The organism is Bacillus sp. PS196, assembly GCF_037963555.1.
Taxonomy (GTDB): domain Bacteria; phylum Bacillota; class Bacilli; order Bacillales; family Bacillaceae; genus Bacillus; species Bacillus subtilis.
On record NZ_CP150159.1, the window covers coordinates 2000619 to 2025748 of the forward strand.

The 25130-nt window shown below is 46.1% G+C and carries 6 protein-coding genes and 1 pseudogene; all 7 read right to left on the reverse strand.

Annotated elements, in window-relative coordinates:
- Positions 1-50: 50 nt before the first annotated feature.
- Positions 51-354: pseudogene (locus NST79_RS10275) on the reverse strand (DUF5367 family protein).
- On the reverse strand, positions 344-511 hold the full coding sequence (locus tag NST79_RS10280; RefSeq protein WP_032729029.1) for a hypothetical protein: 168 nt from the start codon (positions 509-511) through the stop codon (positions 344-346). Before NST79_RS10280 ends, NST79_RS10275 begins: the two are co-directional and overlap by 11 nt.
- A 104-nt stretch (positions 512-615) precedes the next feature.
- Positions 616-2148 carry a glycoside hydrolase family 10 protein gene (locus NST79_RS10285; protein WP_212060955.1) on the reverse strand — a complete coding sequence of 511 codons (1533 nt, stop codon included), beginning with the start codon at positions 2146-2148 and terminating at the stop codon, positions 616-618.
- A gap of 135 nt (positions 2149-2283) precedes the next feature.
- Positions 2284-2676 carry a DUF1360 domain-containing protein gene (locus NST79_RS10290; protein WP_014476970.1) on the reverse strand — a complete coding sequence of 131 codons (393 nt, stop codon included), beginning with the start codon at positions 2674-2676 and terminating at the stop codon, positions 2284-2286.
- A gap of 107 nt (positions 2677-2783) precedes the next feature.
- Positions 2784-6623, reverse strand: a complete 3840-nt coding sequence (ppsE, locus tag NST79_RS10295; protein WP_212060983.1) for a plipastatin non-ribosomal peptide synthetase PpsE — start codon at positions 6621-6623, stop codon at positions 2784-2786.
- Positions 6624-6630: 7 nt separating this feature from the next.
- Complete coding sequence (gene ppsD, locus NST79_RS10300) at positions 6631-17430, reverse strand: plipastatin non-ribosomal peptide synthetase PpsD (RefSeq protein WP_339225833.1); 10800 nt, start codon at positions 17428-17430, stop codon at positions 6631-6633.
- A 24-nt stretch (positions 17431-17454) separates the two neighbouring features.
- Entirely contained in the window at positions 17455-25122 is a 7668-nt protein-coding gene (ppsC, locus tag NST79_RS10305; RefSeq protein ID WP_339225834.1) for a plipastatin non-ribosomal peptide synthetase PpsC, read from the reverse strand.
- Between the last annotated feature and the right edge of the window lie 8 nt (positions 25123-25130).

The following is a 25130-nucleotide window of genomic DNA, read 5'->3' on the forward strand; positions in this document are numbered from 1 at the left end:
GAGTTCTATAATCATTCCCTGACAAGAAAAGTCTGAAAATTAAAACTGAATCATTTTTTATGTGATAATATCAGCGGGATGAGCAAATACATGCAGTAGGCGCATACCATCCATATCGTAAACGCAATAACTTGGCCCTTTGATAAAGCCGGGAAGATGAGGGGAAGATTCCAAAGGGAAATCGTATCCATCAATAAACCGACCGCTGATCCCCATATATAGCTTGATCACCGCGAACTGTGATTGATCGAGTTTTTGATAGAGAAAGAACACAAGGCATAAAACTAGAGCAGTGCCCGCTCCCAAGAGAAGAAAGTTCGGCAAAAAGGCTTCTTCAGCCGGATCAGTCAACACAGCATCTCCGAACAGCACAAAAAATAATGTGGCACCTAACCAGACTAGAAATGAAAACGTAAAACACGTCCTGTACGTGTTTCTCTTCGATTTTACTTAGTACTAGTTTCTCAGATTCCAATAATGGAAAATGTCCAAACACCGCCTCCATATTCATGTGAATCTCACCTTTGTTTTTTAAAAAAATACAGCGGTTTACCATCGTTTCCTGTCTCCAAAATCACTAAAAAAGACGACTTAGAAAGCCGTCCTTCTCATTTCTTATTTTGTTGTTCGTTTGGAAGCTTTGCTTTCGTTATGAAGCCGGTCTGCTGAAGTGACATAATACGTATATTTCTTGTTGGGATCTGCCGTGTTATCTAAGAAGGTTTGCTGCTCATGTGTTTTTCTTTGCGTTGCCAGCAATGTTCTCTGCTTTTTCCCTTCGGCTCTGTATATCGCATAATAGGCTGTTTCTTTCGTTTTTTGATTTGATGGGTGATCTTTAATCTGCAGAAGATTGCCGTTTTTGTCTTCGGTGACTTTCGTAAGCTTCGGTTTTTTTGGGGCGGTACTGTCCAGCCAAGGCATTTGCGGAACCAGTGCAGGCTTGCTGTAAAGATCAGTGCTGAGCCTTTCTTTGATGCCAAGCGGATTTTTGTTGAGGTCCTTGAGGCTGAAATGCATGCTTCCTTTCACCAGTTCAAGCTGGCGGTTCAAAGTGATTTGCCGCACATATTCCTCAGGGTCGGACCAAGGCGGATCAAAATTGTTATTGATTTTATATGCTGCCTGGCCAATATATAAGTGAACAGGCCTATTTTTGACTTCATTGCTCCACCAATCAGCCAGCACGTCGTAAGCCGCTGCGTTAAAGCCGATACTCCAATAAATTTGCGGAGCAATATAATCGATGTCGCCTTCTTGGATCCAATGCCTTGTGTCTGCATATAGATCGTCATAATTTCTGACGCCTGCTTTTGTATTCGATCCGGTCGGGTCATCTGCGGCGTTTCTCCATACTCCAAAGGGACTGATGCCGAATTTGACATACGGTTTTGCAGCTTTAATTGTTTGGTTGATTTGTTTGACAAGCTGGTTCACATTGTCCCGCCGCCAGTCATCGATATTAGAAAAAGCGTCTTTTCCGTATTGTTCATACTGTGCTTGATCAGGAAATTCCTGTCCTGCTATTTTATAAGGGTAAAAATAATCATCCATATGAACAGCATCGATATCATAATGTTTTACGACTTCTTCAATGCCTTTGACGATAAAATCTCTCGCTTCTGGAATGCCTGGATGATAATACAGCTGGTTTCCGTAGGCGGCAACCCAATCTGGATGTTTTCTTGCCGGGTGACTCTCAGACAATTTATTAAGATCTGTATGATTCATTGTAATACGGTAAGGGTTAAACCACGCGTGAAATTCCAAATTTCGTTTATGGGTTTCTTCAATCATAAATGCAAGAGGATCATAGCCCGGGTCCTTCCCTTGGACACCGGTTAAGTATTCCGACCAAGGCCCGTAAGCTGACGGATAAAAGGCATCAGCCGTCGGTTTAATCTGAACAATAACGGCATTCATTCCCATTTTCTGCACATCGTCCAGCAGTTTGATATACTCCTGTTTTTGCTCTTTCACAGTTAACCCTTTTTTGGACGGCCAATCAATATTTAATACGGAAGCAATCCATACGGCTCTCAGCTCCCTGTCAGACTGCGCATTGGCCATAAACGGAACGGAAATGACAAACGTTCCGATGATCAAGCTGACAAGGAAACGGACAATCGACTTTTGGCAAACCTTCATTCTGTTTCTTCTCCCCCATTACATCACTTTCACTATTCGCTATTACGGTATTCCCGGGCTATAAAAGGGTGATTAACAGAATGTCTATCTCACTAAATAAACGAAAAAAGTCCTAAAGCATGTTGTGAACCGCTTTTAGGACTTTTTATCATTCATCATGGTTTGCAGACTTTTTAACACGTCAATAAGTTTTACGCCGACACCGACAGCCGTTTCAAGGATCGCTTGTGCTCCGGCAATGGCTAAAATAAAGATCAGCGGTATTGCAATACGAGGCAAAAATAGATAGCCAAGTCCGATCAAGATGGCACACCAAACACCGGCACACCAGTAGCAATTGAGCATGTATCCAAAGTTAGAAGCCGGCACGCTTTTTTCATCTACATGCCCGTTTTGATCAACAATCCTTTTCTTTTTCATAAAAGGTTTTCGGATAAATTCTGTGATTTTGTCGAATACAATCAAATGTGTCAGCCTGTAACTGGCTAGAATCAGCATGATAAACGTAAGAAAAGATAGATGATCCATGACAAGCCTCCAAGAAAAAGGATGATGTTATCATTCCCTAGTGTCATCGATCCATTCTTTGATACAAAAAGAAGCGGACAGAGAATGCCTCTGTCCGCGAATCCGCTCTATTGTTTGTGCGGGATTGCTTTATTTGAAGTGATCTTTTCTAAAATGTCGAGGATGATGTCAGCATTCTTTTCAGCATATGTTCCTTCCAGCATGTCTTTATGAGCGCCAAAACCCGTGTACTCACTATAGTTTCCGCAGGCGCCTTCCCATTTCGTTAAGCCTGTATTCTTGCTGGTTTCGGGATGGATTCCAGCTTCGATGAAATGAATGCTTGCTTTGATGTGCCCTTCATTCAGCAATTGTGCCCAATATTCCTGATAGTTTCTTTTTTTCTTCATCACCTTTTCTCTGACTGCTTCAGGCAGATATGCTGCAGATTCGTCATTACCGGTATCGATAGGCAAAGGCTGTTCTTTTAGATAAGCGTCCACGATAATGAAGTCGCTGACTTCTAATCCTTTGCGCTCCATAGCCTGTGCCACTTCAAAAGCCAGGTTTCCGCCTGCAGAGTAGCCTAATAAAACGTATGGGCCCTCAGGCTGTATGTCCGTCATGCAATTAACATATTGTTCAATGCGGGTGTCTTGTTCAATAAAGTGAAACCCGTATACGGCTGCCTTCTCATTCAGCAATAAAGCAAGGTCTTTAAAATAAATGCCAAATCCCGATATCGGCGGGAAGCAGAAAAGATTTTGCGCGCCGTGCTGGTTCAGTTTGATCACATGCTGTTCATTTGCTGCTGTCAGCTGTTTAGAATAAAGTTTTTCGGCAAGCTGAGCGATTGTCGGATGTTCGAACAAGAAATCAATCGGTATGTCAATGTTCTGCTGATGTTTTAGTGTATGTATGACTTGCAGTGCTCTTAGTGAATGTCCGCCAATAGCAAAGAAGTCATCATCAATACTGATTGTGTTAACACCGAGGACTTGCTTCCAAATGTTCGCCAATTCTTCTTCAACCAAGTTTCTTGGCAATATGATGTTCTGTCGTTTGGCAGGCTTATTTTCTGGAATAGGCAGCGCGCTGCGGTCTATTTTTCCGTTTCCGGTAAGCGGCATCCGCTCCACACGCACCCAGTGCTGCGGGATCATATAGTCTGGAAGCACACGCGCCAAATCGGCGCGAAAATCCGTATCTGTTTTTTTGTGATCACCGACGTAATGAGTGTACAGCTGCGCCTCTCCATCTTTTTCTCTCAATGTCACTGCTGCTTCTTGAACGCCTTCCATTTCTAACAGGCGCGCTTCTATTTCGGCAGGCTCAATTCGTTTTCCGCGGATTTTCATTTGCCTGTCAATTCTGCTGATGTATTCTAAGTTTCCATCAGGCAGCCAGCGCGCCAAATCACCGGTACGGTATATTCTTTCTCCAGGCAAGAAAGGATGAGGAGAAAAAACAGTATTTGTCAGGTCATCTCTGTTCAAATAGCCTTTAGCGACCCCATCACCGCCAACACAAAGCTCGCCGGGAACGCCTATTGGCAAAAGACGTCCTTTTGTATCTAAGATGTAAGCGGTGCTATTGCTGATTGGTTTTCCAATCGGAATCGGCCCCGCATAGTCTCTCTTTATTTCAAAAAAGGTTGAAAAAGTCGTGTTTTCCGTAGGCCCGTAAATATTATGAAGCGCGAGATCTGGACAGGCGTGTCTGACAGCATTCATCAGAGCAGGAGAGAGTGCTTCTCCTCCGACATATAACGTATAGAGTCCGCGAAACATGTCAGCTCGTACCTGTGCCAGCTGATTAAAAAGAGCTGTCGTTAAAAATAGCACTGTAATGTCATTTTCAAGCAAATACGCTCCAAACTGATCAGGTGTCAGCATTGTCGATTTATCAATGATATGAAGGCTTGCGCCATTTAAAAGTGCCCCGAACATTTCAAAGGTGACGGCGTCAAAGCTGATAGATCCAGTCATAATAAACCGGTCATCACCGGACGCAGACGTGTAATTGCTGTTTCTGACAAGGGACACGACATTGCGATTCGTGATCATGACCCCTTTCGGCCGGCCTGTTGATCCTGAGGTATACATGATGTACGCAAGATCATCCGGGCTGGAGCTGATATTAATAGGGAAATCGTTCTCTTCCATCAATCCCTGCGCATCTGAAATGATACATGTTCCTGAGAACGTAGCGTTTTGCTCCAATCCCTTTTGAACAATCAGCATTTTTGCTTGCGTTTCCTCAAGCATAAAGCTGACTCGTTCAAGCGGAAGCTCCGCATCAAGCGGGAGGTATGCTCCCCCTGCTTTTAATACGGCAAGCACACTGATCATGAATTCGGGAGAATGTGCAGCCAATATTCCGGCTGTCTCGTTTTTCCGAAATCCCTTTTGAATTAACTCTCTGGCGAGCGCATTAGAGCGTTTATCAAGCTCTTTATACGAAATAGACATATTGCCATACACAAGTGCGGTATGGTCTGGCGTCTTTTCTGCTTGTTCGCGAAATAAATCGATAATTGTATGATTCTTTGGATACTCCGTTTTTGTATTGTTGAACTGTGTGACAATCTGCTCTTTTTCTGTTGCATCAAGAAAAGAAAAATCAGCAATTGGCATATGAGGGTGCTGTGCAGCTGTGCTAAGCGCTTGCGTAAATTGCCTCTTGATACAGCTGATCCAGGCAGCATCGTAAACGAATGCATTATAGCTGAACTTGATGACAAGCTCTTCGCCAGGAGCAACGACAAGATTAAAGTTATATCCTGATTGCTCGGATACTTGAACTTGATCGATTTGCAGCGGTGAATCAGTTTGATCAGCGGAATCGGCGATTTTCTGCTGTAACGGATAGTTTTCAAAGACGATAATGTGATCAATCAGTTCCTGTTTTAATGCGGTGTTTGCCTGAATATCAAATAAAGGCTGGCAGGTAAACGGCTCAGCTTCCAGCATTTCTTTCTGGCAGCGTATGAGCAGCTCGTGAAACGTTTCGTCTTGGTGTGTTTTAATTCGAATCGGTATGGTATTGATAAACAACCCTATCATTTGCTCCACGCCTGGGATTTCTGACGGTCTTCCTGATACAACTGCGCCAAACACAACGTCGTCTGTGCGGTTATATTGCTGCAGCATCACACCCCAGACTGCCTGAATAAGGGTAGCGAGCGTGACGCCGTGTTGTTTGGCAGTCTCTTTCAGCTTGTCTGTCAGTGGTTTATTTAATGAAAATATCAAATCTTCACGGTGATAACCTTCTTTTGTTTCTTTATCAGACACACGAGGCAGAGGTGATGGAGCGCTGTAGTTTTTTAAATAGGTATCCCAGTAGGCCGCTGCTTTTTCTTTGTCTCGGTTTGTCAGCCATGAAATATAGGTGCTGTACGGACGGACAGGGTCTAATGAAAGCGGTTTTCCTGCATGAATCGATTGATAAATTTGCATAAATTCCTGCATAACGATACCTAGGCACCATCCGTCCATTAAAATGTGATGGTGACTCCAAAGACAGACATGCTCATCTTCAGCTGTTTTGAACAGAGAAATCCGCATCAGCATGTCTTTTTGCAGATCAAAGCCTTTTTGCTTGTCCTTCTCTTTAAAGCGTTCAATATACTCATTCTGGTCGTTTGTTGGCAGATGGGAAATGTCTTCGCTGTACAAATGGAATTCACGTTCTGTCATCACGACTTGCCGAGGTCCCGACAAATGCGGGACGTGCGGCAAAAACACGGTTCTGAAAATATCATGGCGGTCGATAATGGCTTGAATGCTGCGCTGGAACCAGTCATAGCTGAGGCTTCCTTTAATGGTGAAGAGCGACTGCTCGACATACGCCCCCTCCTCTTTACGGAGGAAGGAATGAAACAGCATTCCCTCCTGCATATGACTCAGAGGATAAATGTTCTTGATTTTTTTGATGTTATCCATAGTGTCTGCACCTTTCTTCACGGTTTTATTAGTGAAAACTGAGCATATCAGCAATCTCTTGCAGCGCGTCCTCGGTTAGTTCTTGATCATCAAAATCACTGATCGTCTTTTCTGTTTCTCTTTTGTTCTGGCAGTGTTCGATCAGCTGTAATAAAAATTGACGGCATGTTTCGCTAAGCTGTTCAATGGTTTTGCGCTGAAAGCGGGCATTGTCATAAGTCATATTGACAGTCAATTTTCCTTCTGCAGCGATTGCGCTGATATCCAGCGACTGTTCACGGTTCCATGTTGTGCTGATATCACCTCCGGCACCAAGCGGAGAGAATGAGAAGGCGTCCTCCTCAGGTACTTCAGCTGAGCGGCCGCTTTCAAATTGACCAAGATAATTAAAGCTGATTTCTGGTGCACCTGTGAAATTGATGTCTTTTTTGCCAGGAGGCGTCAAATATTTGATGACACCGTAGCCGAATCCTTTGTCAGGTACACGTCTCAGTGTATCTTTTGTTGTTTTTAGCACATGAACCATGCTTTCTTCCGAATCTGGCAAGTCTGCGTTCAGTTTAATCAATAACGGATAAATGGCGGTAAACCATCCAATCGTCCGGCTCACATCTATTCCTTTTAATACATCCTCTCGCCCGTGGCCCTCTAATGATAGTTTGAAGGCGGATTGATTGGTCCAATGGCGCAGCGCAAGAATGACAGAAGCGAGCAGCATGTCCTGCGTATCAGTGTTATATGCGCTGTTGGCGTCTTTTAAGAGTGCTGCTGTCTCTTTATCGTTTAAGGTAAACGAAATTGTGGACCGTTGTCCCTCGTGTGCTCTAGTTCCATCGATTTGATCAAAAGGCAATGCCTCTGTTTGATACTCTTCGGCTTCGCGCCAATACTTGAGCTGTTTCATTAGCTGCTGGCTTTCAGCGTAGTCAGAGAGCTTTTTCGCATACGCTTTAAATGAGCTTGTTTTAGGCGGCAGTTTGATATCCTCCCCGCCAGCAGCTTGGCGATACCCTAAAGCCAAATCTTCAAGCAGAACCCGCCATGAGATGCCGTCAACGACGAGGTGATGAGCAGATAAAAATAAGAAATCACCGTCAATTGTGTGGAAAAGACCGGCTTGCAGCAGCGGACCATTCTTCAAATCCATTTTCTGCTGAATATCAAGTACATGGCGCTTGATAAGAGGTTCATACGGTCTATTTCCATCAGTGCATAAATCAATCATCTGAAGGCCGTACAACGCGTCGTCCGAATGACTGAGCGGCCGATTATACTGATCCCACTTTCCTTGTTCATTCTGTGTAAACACCATTCGCAGCGCATCATGATGACACGTTATTGCTTTTAACGTTTTTCGCAGTGCGTCTTCTTGTACAGTGGTGCTTCGATGCAGCATTACGGACTGATTAAAATGGTGTTTTTCTTTTATATCTTGAGAAAGAAACCATTTTTGAACAGGCGACCATTGTACGTCTCCCTCAACCGCAGCTTGGCTGGAACTTGTATCTGAATCACGGATATAAGCTGCCAATTCTTGAATGGTCGGATGGCTAAACAAATCTTTCACTGCCATTTGCTTGCCTATCCGGTGAAGCCGCGCAGATACCTGTAACGCTTTGATTGAATCTCCGCCAAGTTCAAAGAACGAATCAGCTGTTCCGATCTTTTCTGCCCCCAGTACTTCTTTCCATATATCTGCCAGTATTTGCTCCATTTTGCTGGCTGGCGGGAGGAATGGACGTTCACCTTCGTGGTTGTATACAGGTTTTGGAAGTGCTCCGCGATCCAGCTTGCCGTTTGGTGACAATGGAAGTGAGTCCAGTTTTTCAATAAACGCAGGGTGCATAAACACCGGCAGCTTGTTTTGTAATTCTGAGCGTACAGCATTTGTGCTCAACTCTGGTTTTGTCACCACATAAGCACTTAATTCGGTTTGTCCTGACGCTGTTTCATGAGCAACTACTGCGGCGTCTTTTACACCATTTATACACCGGATGACCGATTCAATTTCTTTCGTTTCTACACGGTATCCTCTGATTTTGACTTGATCATCGATTCTTCCGAGATATTCGAGTGTACCGTCGGCCATCCATCTGGCGGCGTCTCCTGTTCGGTACATTCGTGTTTCGGGTTTAAATGGATTCTGCGTGAATGCTCTCTCTGTCAGTTCTGGAAGATTGACGTACCCTCTTGCAAGCCCTGTGCCTGCTATACAAAGCTCTCCCGCAACACCGATTGGCTGAAGCTGATGATTGCTATTTAAAATCAGCACTTGAGTCCCGTCAATCGGCTGGCCGATGCTTACGTATGCCTGCTTTTCCATATGTCTCATGACGGTAGTCGCCACGCTGTTTTCTGTCGGTCCATATTCGTTGGCGAGTTCGGTATGCGGACATATAGCTAAGCTGCGGTCGATCAATTCGCGGTCAGCCGCTTCTCCCGCCAGTGTGACGACTCTAAGTGTCTTTACATCTTCCGGCTGCACTATGTCCAAAAGGGCTCGATATAAAACAGGCACAATAATCATATGTGTAATCCGTTGACGAGACAGCTGATGCTTAATGGCTAGAATATCCTTCGCTTCCTCTTCATGAAGCAAAACGGCTTTTGCACCTGACAAAAGCGGTGTAAACATACTAGTTATAAAGCCGTCAAATGAGAAAGAAAAGAGCTGCAGAATGGTATCTGTCTCGTTGAATGCATAAGCGTTTCGCCGCCACTGAAGAGTGTTAGCAATACCTTTATGCTCGACCATTACCCCTTTTGGACGGCCCGTCGTTCCAGAGGTATAAATGATATAAGCCAAATGATGGGCAGACGACATTTGCGGCAGCGGCGATTTGTCGTCTGCCTCTACGCTTTCTATCGTCAAGATCTCTCCTTCAAAGTCAGCAAGTACTCCCAGATCCGCTTCATTTATTGTCATCAGCAGTTTCGTTCCGCTGTCGCTGAGGATATAGCGTTTCCGTTCTTTCGGGTATTCAGGATCAATGGGAACGTAACAGCCGCCTGCTTTCCACACACCAAGTATGGCTGCTATCATACTGAACGAACGATGCATCATGATGCCTACTGGTGTGTCCGGCTTAACACCTCTGTTGCGCAATGCACGTGCGATTCCATTGGACCACTCGTCCAATTCTTGATACGTCAGTGTTTTGTCTCCGCTGACAAGTGCAGAAGCTTTTGGTGTTCGTGCAGCTTGCTGCTCAAACAATTGACTGATTGTTTGAACTCCGTATTGATTCGCTTGCCTGGTGTTAAACTCATTAAGCAGCTGGTGCCGCTCTTCTTGGGTCAGGATGTCGATATGGTTGAGTGTCACCTCCGGGTTTTTGCCGATGATGCTAAGTACATTTGTTAAATGCGATGCCCAGCGTTCAATGGTGGTTTTCTCGAACAATGCGGTTGAATATTCAAAAAGGAAATGAATGTTTCCGTCGCCCTCAGATGCCTGTAGTGTCAAATCGAATTTAGAAACGAGATGAGAAACTTGTGCCGGCTTCATTTGCAAATCATGAAGATGCAATGGCTCGTAATCATTATTTTGAACAACTAACATCGCATCAAACACTGGATTCCGGCTCATATCCCGTGTCAATTCAAGCTTATCGACAAGTTCTTCGAACGGGTAATCCTGATGCTCAAAGGCTTCCAATGCTGTCTCACGCACTTCCTGCAAATACTGTACGAATAGCTTCCCGCCCTCCGGGCGCGTCCGAAGCGCCAGCGTGTTCACAAACATGCCGAGTATCGTCTCAAGATCCTTGTGCGGCCGGCCGGCGATTGGCGAGCCGACGATGATATCCTCCTGTCCGCTTAAGCGTGACAAGAACGCGGTGTAAGCCGCAAGGAGCACCATGTACAGTGTGCTTCCGTTTTCTCGTGCCAGCTTGTGAAGGCCTGATGCAACCTCTTGATCCAGCGTAAATGAGACCTTGTCACCAGCGAAGCTTCGCACCGGCGGGCGGGCATGATCAGCGGGGAGATCCAACACAGGCAGCTCGCCCTCGAGCTGCTTCAGCCAGTACGCCTCTTGCGTTTTGTACGCGTCTCCTGTTTTGAATCCTTCTTGCCATACGGCATAATCTTTATATTGAATGCGCAGTTCCGGAAGCTTCCGATTATTGTACAGCTCGCCGAATTCCCGAATCAGAATGTTGACGGAAACACCGTCTGAAATGATGTGATGCATATCAACCAGCAACAGGTGCCGCTCATCTGATACCTTTACGATTTGGGCACGGAACAGCGGCGCTTGGCTGAGATCAAACGGTTTGATAAATGCGGCTGCGGCCTCCTGTTCGGTTCGTGCGCCGAGAACTGTAGTCTGTAACGTAAACGGCACCTCGTCATGGATGCGCTGCACCGGATCGCCTCCTGCGTCCTGTTCGAAGGCGGTTCGAAGCGACTCGTGGCGCTTGATCAGCTCTTGGAAAGCTCTGTCCATCCTTTCAGGGTTGAGCTTCCCTTCGAGCTCTAACACAGCCGGCATATTGTAGCCTGTCCCTCCGTCCTCCAGCTGCTGAAGGACATAAATCCGCTTTTGGGCAGAGGAAACCGGATAGGTTTCCTGTTTTTCAGCGGGCTTAATCGCTTCATATGGACTGTCCGTTCCTTCACGGATAACAGTAGCCAGTCCTTCTACCGTCGGATGGGAAAACACATCTTTTAGCGGCACCTGTACATCGAATTCTTTGGCGATCCGTGAGACAAGCGCGGTTGCTTTTAAGGAATGTCCCCCGCGGTCAAAAAAGTTGTCGTGAATCCCGACAGGTCCATTTTTCAGCACGTCCTCCCACAGCTGAGAAAGCTTCATCTCAGTCACGTTTCTCGGCGCCGTGTAGGTCTCCGCATCTGCCGCTCCACCAGGAACTGGCAGGGCGTTTCGGTCAAGTTTTCCGCTTGGTGTAACCGGCCACTGTTCCATCTCTATCATATAGGCTGGGACCATGTAGCCCGGCAACAGTCTCTGAAGCTGTGCCCGCACTTCGTTTCTTTGGAGCCCTTCTACATAAGCGCATAATTCCGGCTCCCCGCTGTCTGTCCGTACGGTAACGGCCGCCTCTCTTACTCCTTCTATGCTTCTTAGTGCCGCTTCAATTTCTCCCGGCTCAATCCGGTAGCCGCGGATTTTTACCTGATCATCCGTGCGCCCGAGGAATTCAATATTCCCGTCAGGGAGCCAGCGCGCCACATCCCCTGTTTTGTACATGCGTTCACCCGGGTAAAACGGGTCTTCAAGAAAACGCTCCTCCGTTAATGCCGGCCGATTCAAATAACCTCTGGCAACACCCGCTCCGGCAATGTACAGTTCACCGATACATCCAACAGGCAGCATCCGCTGATTCTGATTCAGGATATATAATCTGACATGATGAACAGGTTTTCCAATTGGAATCTGTTCAAGTTTTTCTTGCGGCGGACAATCAAAGAATGCAGCTTCTACGGTTGCTTCCGTTGGCCCATAGGAATTGGTTATTGAAACATTTGGAAGCAACTCGTAAAATCGGGAGACAAGATGGGTCCCCAGCTGTTCTCCCCCAGAAAACACTCGCTTGAGTCTGTTTGTCTTAATCGGTACAGAGCGATATTTTATATGTTCTAAAAATGCATGGAGCATTGAAGGCACAAAATGCATAGCTGTGATCTTTTGTTCTTCTATGGCCTTCGCGATCACTTCAGGTTCTTTTTCGCCTCCCTGAGGAAGCAGATAAACAGAAGCTCCGGCATAAGGCCACCAAAACAGCTCCCATATTGAAGCATCGAATGAATATGATGTTTTGTGCATAATCATATCTGAATGCTTTAGCTGATAGCGGGACTGTAGGGAATTCAAAAAATTCACCGCTGATCGATGTTCAATTTCAACACCCTTAGGCATCCCGGTAGAGCCGGATGTATAGATGACATAGGCTAAAGATTGCGAGAGAACATCCACATTCGGATTGGACAAACGATGTGCCAGTCCGTTATTTGTCTGATTGAGATAGACAATCTCTCCTGTAAATGCCGGAATATGAAGGCTGGCAGACTGAAGCAGGAGAATGTTTGTACCGCTGTCCTCCAGCAGAAAGCTGATTCGTTCTTCCGGATAATCCGGGTCGATGGGCAGATAAGCGCCGCCAGCTTTAAGAATGCCATAAATGCCAAGCAGCATTTCAGGTGAACGCTTTCCTATAATGGCAACAGTCGTTTCGGGTTTTACCCCCCGTCCAATTAGCTCCCAGGCGATACGGTTAGCCTGTTCGTTCAATTCTTTATAGGTCATCACTCCATCTTCGAAGATAACGGCCGCCTGATCAGGCGTTTTTGCTGCCTGCTGTTCGAGTGCATAGTGGAGCGTTTGATTCATTGAATAGCCCGTCTCCTCAAACGGATGGCATGATTCAATGAAATCTCTCTCTTCTTCTTTTGTTAAGATTGGAATATCGTCCAATTCTGTTTCAGGGCTGGCAGCTGTATGTTCCACAAGCGTGGTGAAAAGGCTGGCCCACCTTTGGATGGTTTCTTTCTCAAACAAAGCTGTACTGTATTCAAACTGACAGAAAAGCTCGGAATCATGCTCTGTAACGTATAGGGAAATATCAAATTTTGATATTGGGTGCTCCAAGTCGTTCCACTGAAGCTGTACATCATTCATTTTTAGCTTTTGCTGTTCCATATTCTGAAGGACTAGCGTTGTGTCAAACAAAGGATTCCGGCTCATTTCCCGCTGCACACCGAGTTTGTCCACAAGCTCTTCAAACGGGTAATCCTGATGCTCATACGCTTCTAATGCCGTCTGTCTGACTTCTTTCAGAAATTCCTCAAATGTCTTATTACCCGCTGGGCGTGTGCGGAGAGCCAGTGTATTGACGAACATCCCAAGAACAGCTTCAAGGTCGGCATGGGGCCGTCCGGCGATTGGTGAACCAATCACGATATCATCCTGACCGCTTAACCGAGACAAAAAGGCTGAATACAAAGCGAGAAGCGTCATATAAAGCGTGCTTCTGTTTTTATGGGCGAGCCGCTTTATGCGGGCCGTGATCTCTTTGTCCAATTGAAAGGTTACTTTTCCGCCTATGAATTGCCGTTCTGCCGGACGTCGTTTATCTGTTGGAAGCTCCAGTATAGGAAGATCCCCGCTAAACTGCTGCTGCCAGTAAGTCTCCTGCTTTTGGTACGAGTCTCCCTTTTTAAATTTCTGCTGCCATACGGCGTAATCTTTATATTGGATCCGCAATGGCTTAAGCTGCCGGTTTGCATAAAGATCGGTAAATTCTCGGATTAGGAGCTGAACGGATACGCCATCTGAAATGATATGGTGCATATCCACCAGCAATACATGCTTCTCGTTTGACACTTCTATAAGGCCTGCTCTAAATAATGGCGCCTGGCTGAGATCAAAGGGACGGACAAATCCCTCGATAGTGGTCTCTTTACTTAACGTAAACGGCACTTCGGTGTGGATACGCTGAACCGGCTCGTCATCAGCTCCGGATACAAAGGAAGTTCGAAGCGGCTCATGCCGATTGATCAGTTCTTTACATACAGCAGACAGTTTGGCGACATCCAGTGCACCTTCCAGTTCTAAGACCGCAGGCATGTTATAGGCGACACCCTCATCAAGCTGTTGAAGCACATACATTCGTTTTTGGGCCGAAGATACAGGATATGTACCCCTTTCTTCTGCTGGTTCAATTGCTGCATACGGATTTTGTTCTGCCTCTCGAATGATTGAAGCTAATCCTTCAACAGTCGGATGAGCAAAGATGTCCTTAAGCGAAACTTGCACATGGAATTCCTTTGCGATCCGTGACATAAGCACTGTTGCTTTTAACGAGTGGCCGCCATGGTCAAAAAAGTTGTCTTGGATGCCTATATGGCCATTATTCAGTACATCTTCAAATAGTTGTGAAAGCTTTGCCTCTAACAGATTTCGAGGGGCAGTATATGGGTTTCCGCTGATTGAAGCATCTGGCCCCGGAAGTGCTGCGCGATCTACTTTTCCATTTGGGGTAAGAGGTATGCTGTCAACCCATATCCATTTCGCCGGAATCATGTATTCTGGGAGCTCACTAGCCATATAACTGCGTAAATCTATTGCGTTCAGCTTTTGTACACTGCAATAGTAAGCGCATAATTCATGTTCACCGTTTTGATCTTGCCAGATGAGAATGGCAGCCTCACTAATGTCCGGGTGATTCATTAACGTGACTTCGATTTCTTGCGGCTCAATTCGATAACCTCTGATTTTCACTTGATTGTCTGCCCGTCCGATATATTCGATGTTGCCGTCTTCAAGCCGTCTGGCCAAATCACCTGTCCGGTACATGATCACACCAGGCTTGAATGGATCGGATGAAAATTTGTCGCTTGTCAGTTTATCGTGATTGACATATCCTCTGGCAACACTTGCGCCGGAAATATAGAGTTCGCCTGGTACGCCGCATGGCTGAAGCTGTTTTTGATGATTCAAAATATATAGATCAGTACAGCCTATCGGTTTACCGATTGGCGGAAGCTCAGGAATAGGGTCTCCAGGATGAATGGTATACGTAGATACCACATGAGTTTCTGAAGGTCCGTAATGATTGTGCAGGTGTATGCCGCGTTCACGCAACACATCTTGGAAAAGGTCTGAAATCATTAATTGTTCCCCGGCTGCGATCAGGTGTTTGACGCCATCAGGAAACGAGTTCGCCAGTTGCTGCTCGCTGAAAATCATTTTGATAAAAGCAGTTGGGAGAAACACAATATTCGTCTGTTGCTTGTTTATAAATGCAAACAGCTGAGGCACATCTCTTTTTATGGCTTCTGGCACGATGTGGAGTGTGCCGCCTTTCAGAAGCGCAGAAAATATTTCTTGATAGCAGACGTCGAAGGAAGGTGTAGCAAATTGCAGAACATCTGCTTCAAAGTCAATGCCGGAGTGAGTATATTCGAACTTCAGCAAGTTAGCCATGTTTCGATGCTCAAATTGAACACCCTTTGGTTTACCTGTTGTGCCTGATGTATAAATCATATACAGCAGATCGTCAGCATTGTTGACTGACTTTATGTTACTGCCGTCTACTTTGCTTTCGATATCTTCTGGATGAGTGATAATGTAATTGTCTTCTAACGATGAGGAAAGATGCGCTTGTGAAACAACATGCGAACAGCCGCTATCATGCAGAATATAATGGATTCTGTCAGCCGGGTAATGCGGATCAACCGGAACAATGGCGCCGCCTGCCTTTAAGATTCCAAGAACGCCGGTGATAAACGCCGCAGAGCGATCCATCATAATCGCAACGGGTTCCTGTCTCGCAACGCCTTTCATTCGTAAATGCCGTGCCAATCTGTTAGCCGCTTTATTCAGTTCTCTGTATGTTAATGAGCAGGCTTGATCAATTACCGCATGAGCATCTGGTGTCTTTTCCGCTTGCTTTTCAAACATGGCATGGATGGTTTCGTAAACTGGTGTTCGATCTGTGATTTCTCCAATCAGCTGCCGCTTTTCAGTATCTGTCGTGATATCGATTTCTTCAGGTGGAAGATTCGGATTATTTAAGATTTGTGATACAGCATTCAGAAGATGCTCTTTGACAGAAAGCACAAAAGACCGATCGTGCCGCTCCGCATCATAGTTCATTTTGATATGAATTTCTTCCCCTGGCGCCACCATAAGATAAAAGCTGTAGTTGGTTTCATCTGCGACAGTGAAATTATGAATCTGAAAAAGATCAGAAGCATGTTCCTGTTTGTTCAGCATTTGAATCTCTTGCTGCACCGGATAGTTTTCAAATACGAGAATATGATCAATCAGCCCTTGCTTAACAGCTGAGCGGGATTGAATCTCATATAAAGGGTGGTAGCTGTACGCTTCAGCGGCAAGACGGTCTTTTTGCATATCTTTTATAAGTTGAAGAAATGGCGTTTTTGCCCCTTGCACTCGAACCGGCATCGTATTAATGAAAAGACCTACCATATGTTCAATGCCTTCGATTTCCGCAGGCCTTCCTGAAATGACAGAACCGAATACGGCGTCATCGTTATTATTATATTTTTGTAGCAGAATGCCCCAAATGGTATGGAAAATCGTACTGAGTGTCACTTCTTCTCTAGCAGCAAGCTCTGAAAGCCTGCTGCTTTCTTCCTTAGAGAATGAAAATGTAACGTGTTCCTGCCTGCTTTTTCCCTTTGTTTTTTTCTGCTTAGGGAGCACGGTTTGCTGTTCGTGGCCGGAAAGATAATGGTCCCAATAAGAAACCGCCTGCTCTTTGTCTTGCTCCATCAGCCATTTGATATACTTTCCGTATGGCTGGACCGGCTCCAATGTTATTGGGGATGCATTTACATAAGATGCGTAAATATGCAGAAACTCCTTTAGCACAATGCTGAGGCACCAACCGTCCATCATGATATGATGAAAGGTCCAAATGCAAGAGTACTGGCTCTCTCCTGTTTGAATCAGAGCGATGCGCATGAGCACATCCTTTTGCAAATGAAACCCCCGGTCCCGGTCCTTTTCTTTCCATTGCTCGATAAACTGTGATTGCTCCGCCTCGTTTAAATGAGTAATGTCTTCTTCCAGTACGATGACATTTCGTTCTCTCAGAACAACCTGCTGGGGGGAGGAAACATTTTGGCTGATAAAAATCGTTCTGAAAATATCATGTCTTTCTACAAGAGCGTTGATGCTGTTTTGAAAAAACTGCGGGTTGACTTTTCCTTCTATTGTAAAAGAAGCTTGCTCAACATACGCCTGTGAATCTTTTTGCAGGAGGGAATGGAAAAGCATCCCTTCCTGCATGTAAGACAGCGGATAAATATCCTGAATTGAATTCGCTTTTGTCATGTTCATGTCTCCTGTCACGATTTTCTACAATTCTTCCACCAAGCTGGATATGCTGTCCAAGTCCTCTGCCGTTAATGATTGACTGCTGAAATCGCTCAGTGTCTTTTCTGCTTTCTGTTGACCGGCGCAGTGTTTCATAATGTCCAGCAAAAAGTGTTCAATCCTGTTAATAAGCTGTTCCATTGTGTTTCTGTGAAAGCGGGCTGGCGGATAACTAAGATTGAAATGGAGCTTTTTGTCTGCTGCCATTGCACTCATCTCGATGATTTGCTCACGCTTCCATGTATGAGTGATATCCTTTCCGCTACCAAGGCTTGATGGGCGGAAGGTGTCCTGTCTTTCGATGTCGTTGAACTGGCCCAAATAGTTAAAGCTGATTTCAGGTGTTTTTGAAAACGTAATGCTTTTATTTTCAGGGTGTGTAAGGTATTTCAGCATACCGTAACCTACCCCTTTGTTTGGTATCCGGCCCAGTGTATCTTTAACGGTTTTTACTGAGGTTCCGAGCTCATCCCTATGATTTTCAAAGCTTATGAGGGCCGGGTACATGGATGTAAACCAGCCGACCGTCCTGCTTATATCTAACTCTGGCAGAATGTGTTCTCTCCCGTGTCCTTCCATAGCGATACAGAGCTTGCTTCCTCCTGTCCATTCACAAATCGCCAAGGATGCTGCGGTTAACAGAATATCTTGTGTATCTGTGCCATAGGCGTGATTGACGTTTTGCAGCAAGACGGCGGTGTCTGCTTCAGTCAGTGAAAAGCTTAATGAGTCCCTTTTGCTGAAGTCGATGTTCACATGATGCGGTATTTCATAGGGCAGTTCTGCGGCTTGCTGTTCTTCTACAGTTCGCCAATACGCCTCTTCGCGAATCAGCTTACTGCTTTGGGCATATTCCTGTATGCGTCTTGCGTATTCCTGGTAGGAATCCGTTTTAGGCGGAAGCTGGATCGTCTGGCCTGCAGCAGCTTGTTGATATCCGGCTGACAAATCCTCAAGCAAAATCCGCCATGAGACACCATCAACGACAAGGTGATGGATCGCAAGGAACAAGTAATCTCCGGTCAGTGTTTTAAACAAAGCGGCGTGCAACAATGGTCCTTCCTGCAAATTGATGCTTTGCTGAAGATCTGCAACTTCTTGTTTGATTTGCGTCTCCCAGCCGCTTTCTGACTGTGAAAGATCAGAGGTTCTTAAGCTGTATAGCTGTGACTCATGAATGCCTTGGTTGATTTGAATCCATCGCCTATCATCGTTGCGATAAACCATCCGAAGCGCATCATGATGCTCCGCCAGTTTTTTCAAGGCTGGTCTAATGGCGTTTTCAGACAAACGTCCAGAATGGAATAGCATGACAGACTGATTGAAATGGTGTCTTTCTTCAATATCTTGTGAAAAAAACCATTGCTGAACAGGCGTCCAAGGAACGTCTCCCTGAACGGGTCCTTGCTCTATGATTCTCTCTGACTTACGGATCAATGGTGATAAGTCCTTTATCTTTGGATGACGGAATAAATCACTTACCTGCAAGCTTAGTCCATAGCGCCCAAGGCGTGCAGAAACTTGAAGGGCTTTGATTGAATCTCCGCCCAATTCAAAAAACGAATCCTCTATTCCAATCCTCTGGATGCCGAGAACCTCCTGCCAGATCAATACAAGTTGGTCTTCAAGATCATTTCGAGGTGGAGCGTACGTTTGTTTAGATGTGAAATTTGGTTCAGGAAGTGCTTTTCGGTTCAATTTGCCGTTTGATGTGAGCGGAAGAGTCTCCATTTCAATAATGTACGCCGGGATCATATAGTTTGGCAGCGAACGCGCGAGAAGAGAACGCACTTGTTCAGCATTCGTGCCTGCTTTTACGCTGATATAGCCAAACAGCTCTTTGCTCCCGGTCTGGGCTGTACGTGCTAACACTGCGGCTTCTTTGACCCCGTCTATTTGACGAAGTGCTGATTCGATCTCACCCAGCTCCACACGATAGCCTCTGACTTTTACTTGATCATCAATACGGCCAACGTACTCAATTGTGCCGTCAGGAAGCCAGCGCGCCAGATCACCTGTGCGATACAGTCGATCGCCAGGTGCAAATGGATGTGGGACAAATTTCTCTTTCGTTAAATCAGGACGGCCCAAATATCCTCTGGCGACGCCATCTCCGCCGACACAAAGTTCACCGACAGCTCCGACCGGCTGCAGCACTCCCCATTGATTTAAGATATAAGCGGTGGAATTACCAACCGGCCGCCCGATCGGAATGGAAAGTTCATATGTTTTTTGAATGTGAAGGCATGTCGAAAAAGTTGTATTTTCGGTAGGGCCATATCCATTCCATATAGATACTTCAGGGCAGACATTTCTGATTCGATTGACGTGGCTCGGCGACAAAGCTTCTCCGCCTATAATTAAATGTTTCAGCTGTGAAAATGTTTGTTCATTTTGTTCTGTCAAATGATTGAATAGAGAAGATGTCAGCCAAATCGTTGTGATTCCTTGATGTTCTATGTACCTCTTAAGCTGATGGGAATCGAGAAATGTTTGTTGATCGGACAGATGCAAAGCGGCACCATTTAGCAGCGGTCCGAAAATTTCAAATGACCCAACGTCGAAACCGATTGATGATGTCATCAGAAGGCGGTCTTCAGGTGTAAATGTAATATAATTGCTGTTTTTAACAAGACGAATTACACTTCGCTGCTCAATCATGACACCCTTTGGTTTACCGGTTGATCCAGAGGTATAAATAATATATGCGAGTGAATGTGGCCCTGCTGAAGAATCAACGTTCTTCGTTTTTCCTTGCTTTTGAATATCTTCGATTATGATTTGTTCACATTCAATGTCTAATAGTTGTTTTTCTGTTTTTTCAGATTGAAGGAGTAATGCCGCCCCGCTGTCTGACAGCATATAAGCTATTCGTTCAACAGGCAGATCAGAAGCAATAGGCAGATAGGCTCCCCCGGCTTTTAGAATGCCCAGCATTCCTGCAATGAGTTCTGGTGTTCTGCCTGTCAACAAGGCTACAACACTATCAGGCCCTACGCCCTTTATCTGTAGAACTGAGGCAATTTGATTTGCCCAGCTGTTCAGGTCCTCGTAAGTGAATACTTGGGTGTCGCTGACAATTGCTACAGCATTAGGCGTTTGTTCTGCCTGCATTTCAAAGAGTCTGCTGATGGTTTCATTTCTTGGATAATCTATTTTTGTACGATTGAGCTCGTGGATAAGGTAATGGGTCTCATCCTCATTCAGGATATTTATTGTTCCGAGAGCGGCTTTGTTGTCTTTGATGATGGAGAGTAACATATTGATGAAGTATTGAAGCCACTTTTCTATCGTTTTTTTCTTATATAAGTCAGTACTAAACTCCATTTGGAACGTCAGCAAACCGTGGGGCTGTTCCTGTGTATATAGGGTTAAATCAAATTTGGACGTTTGAAGCCCATTGTGTGCTGCAGGTTTGAGACAAAGTTCATTCAGCTCCAACGATTCCTGATCCATGTTTTGAAGAACAAACATTACGTCAAACAGCGGATTTCTGCTCATATCCCGTGTTAATTCAAGCTTATCGACAAGCTCTTCGAACGGGTAATCCTGGTGCTCAAAGGCTTCCAATGCTGTCTCACGCACTTCCTGCAAATACTGTACGAATGGCTTCCCGCCCTCCGGACGCGTCCGAAGCGCCAGCGTGTTCACAAACATGCCGAGTATCGTCTCAAGATCCTTGTGCGGCCGGCCGGCGATTGGCGAGCCGACGATGATATCTTCCTGTCCGCTTAAGCGTGACAAGAACGCGGTGTAAGCCGCAAGGAGCACCATGTACAGTGTGCTTCCGTTTTCTCGTGCCAGCTTGTGAAGGCCTGATGCAACCTCTTGATCCAGCGTAAATGAGACCTTGTCACCCGCGAAGCTTCGCACCGGCGGGCGGGCATGATCAGCGGGGAGATCCAGCACAGGCAGCTCGCCCTCGAGCTGCTTCAGCCAGTACGCCTCTTGCGTTTTGTACGTGTCTCCTGTTTTGAATCCTTCTTGCCATACGGCATAATCTTTATATTGAATGCGCAGCGCCGGAAGATTCCGATTATTGTACAGCTCGCCGAATTCCCGAATCAGAATGTTGACGGAAACACCGTCTGAAATGATGTGATGCATATCGACCAGCAACAGGTGCCGCTCATCTGATACCTTTACGATTTGGGCACGGAACAGCGGCGCTTGGCTGAGATCAAACGGTTTGATAAATGCGGCTGCGGCCTCCTCTTCGGTTCGTGCGCCGAGAACTGTAGTCTGTAACGTAAACGGCACCTCGTCATGGATGCGCTGCACCGGATCGCCTCCTGCGTCCTGTTCGAAGGAGGTACGAAGCGACTCGTGGCGCTTGATCAGCTCTTTGAAAGCTCTGTCCATCCTTTCAAGGTTGAGCTTCCCTTCGAGCTCTAACACAGCCGGCATATTGTAGCCTGTCCCTCCGTCCTCCAGCTGCTGAAGGACATAAATCCGCTTTTGGGCAGAGGAAACCGGATAGATTTCCTGTTTTTCAACGGGCTTAATTGCTTCATATGGACTGTCCGTTCCTTCACGGATAACGGCAGCCAGTCCTTCTACTGTCGGATGGGCAAACACATCTTTTAGCGGCACCTGTACATCGAATTCTTTGGCGATCCGTGAGACAAGCGCCGTTGCTTTTAAGGAATGTCCCCCGCGGTCAAAAAAGTTGTCGTGAATCCCGACAGGGCCATTTTTCAGCACGTCCTCCCACAGCTGAGAAAGCTTCATCTCAGTCACGTTTCTCGGCGCTGTGTAGGTCTCCGCATCTGCCGCTCCGCCAGGAGCTGGCAGGGCGTTTCGGTCGAGCTTTCCGCTTGGCGTAACCGGCCACTGTTTCATTTCTATCATATAGGCTGGGACCATGTAGCCCGGCAACAGTCTCTCAAGCTGTGCACGCACTTCGTTTCTTTGGAGCCCTTCTATATAAGCGCATAATTCCGGCTCCCCGCTGTCTGTCCGTACGGTAACAGCCGCCTCTCTTACACCTTCTATATTTCTTAGTGCCGCTTCAATTTCTCCCGGCTCAATCCGGTAGCCGCGGATTTTTACCTGATCATCCGTGCGCCCGAGGAATTCAACATTCCCGTCAGGGAGCCAGCGCGCCACATCCCCGGTTTTGTACATGCGTTCCCCCGGGTAAAACGGGTCTTCAAGAAAACGCTCCTCCGTTAATGCCGGCCGATTCAAATAACCTCTGGCAACACCCGCTCCGGCAATGTATAGTTCGCCGGCGACACCGGAAGGCTGTACGGCTAAATGCGGATCTAAAACATACAAACGCGCACCAGGTACGGGCTTCCCAATCGGAATCCGCAAACGGTCTCTGTCCCGTTCTGGATCTAACACGTAAAATGCCGCGTCTACCGTGGCTTCTGTCGGCCCGTAGCCATGGATTAATGATACCTGCGGCAATACAGAAGCAAAACGGGCTGCCGTACGCGGCGCAAGCGGTTCACCTCCGGCGAATACACGCTTTAGGCTTGTCCTGTCACTCAGCCTTTCGATTTCCGCTTGATCGAGAAAGCTGTTCAGCATAGCCGGAATAAAATGAGCCGTTGTCACGTTTTCCTGATGAATGGCTTGTACGATCAATGCGGAGTCTTTTTCCCAGCCGGGCGGAAGCAGATACGCCGAAGCACCGGAAAGAGCCCACCAAAACAGCTGCCACACAGACGCATCAAAGGAAAAAGAGGTTTTCACCATGACAATGTCATCTTCCGAAAGCGGAAACTGGTACTGCATGCCGGTCAGAAAAGAAACAGCCTGGCGGTGCTCAACGGCCACTCCTTTCGGCTGCCCGGTAGAGCCCGATGTATAGATGACATAGGCGAGAGATCCGTCGCTAACAGAAGCAGACACATGACGTTTTACTTCTTCACACTCAAGAGATGTCATGTCCACTTCAAGCGTTTCGCCAGAAAAGTTTGGTGCGGAGCATCCCGGCTGTGTCAGCAAGAGCGATGCCCCGCTGTCTTTCAGCATGTAGCTCAGCCGCTCCTTTGGATACGCAGGATCAAGCGGCAAATACGCCCCTCCGGCCTTCAATACAGCAAGGACAGCGATCAGCATGTCAGGTGAGCGTTCAGACAGGATCCCGACGATACTTTCGTTTGTGACGCCGCGTGCCGCAAGGTGCGCAGCCAGCCGGCTGGCGTACATGTCAAGCTCAGCGTATGTCAGCGAACCGCCTGAAAAGCGAATGGCCAGCCGCTCCGGTGTGACTGCCGCCTGTTGCTCAAACAGGCCATGCAGGGTTGGCGCTTCAGGTGAAACAGATACTGTCCTGTTATTTTGAGAAACGATTTTCCGTGTTTTGTCCTCATCTAGCAACGTCATCTTTGACACAGGAAGAGATGGATCAGAGATGACGTCAGAGATCATGTGCAGTAAATAATCTTTTATCTCAGACATCATATTTGGTTGATAAGCGCCTGTATGAAAATGAATCCGAACGTACAAAGTACGCCCTGGAATCACTTTGACACTGCATCTATAATTAGTTACCTCTTCCATCTCAAAATCTTTCACGGAGAAATCAAATGATCCAGCTTGATTCAGCTCTTCAATCTCTTGTTGAGTAGGTGTATTTTCAAAGACGATAATATGATCAATCAGCTCTTGTTTAAGAGCGCTCTGCGCCTGAATGTCATATAAAGGGAAGTAACTATACGCTTCTGCTTCAGTCATGTCCTTTTGCATTCCGCTGACTAGGTCAGAAAAAGACAGAAAATCACTTTGGACTCGAATAGGAATGGTATTGATAAAAAGTCCGACCATGTTTTCCACATCTTTTAGCTCAGAAGGTCTGCCTGATATAACTGATCCGAATACAGCATCGTCGCGACGATTGAACTTTTGGAGCATGATTCCCCATAAAGCTTGGAAAACAGTGTTAAGTGTCGCACCACATGCTGCAGCGATTTTCTGTAATTCGGAGGTTTCTTTTTCAGGAATGGTAAACGTGATCTGCTGTAATGTCCCATCCGACATTTGATCTGTTCTTTTAGGCAGAGGTGAAGCTTTTTCGAAATGCTGAAGCCTCTTTTTCCAATACTCAGCTGCTTCTTCCCGGTCTTGCTGCATCAGCCATTTAATATACGTCCCGTACGGCTGTACGGGAGGCAAATCAGGAAACTGCCCTTTTCCAAGCGCTTGATAAATATGGAGAAAGTCTTTAATGACGATGCCTAAACACCAGCCATCCATTAAAATATGATGGTGGCTCCAGATACAGACATAATGATCAGGCGCCCATTTTAAAATAGATATTCTCATCAGTACATCCGTTTGGAGATCAAAGCCTTTGGATTTGTCCTGCTCTTTGAATGCCTCGGTACAATGTTCTTTATCCCTTTCATTGAGATGGGAAATATCTTCAACATGAACAGGGCAATGACGTTGCTTGAGCACGACTTGACGAGGTTTGGCTACATTTTTATAGATGAATGCTGTTCGAAAGATATCGTACCTGTCAAAAACAGCATCCATACTTTTTTGGAAACGCTCCAAGTCAAGCTGTCCATGGATCGTAAAAGAAGCCTGTTCAAAATAAGCTCTTGACTGTTCATCATACAGTGAGTGAAAAAGCATCCCTTCCTGCATAAATGACAAAGGGTATATATCCTGTATTTCAGGTTGCTGCGGCATCAGTGAAT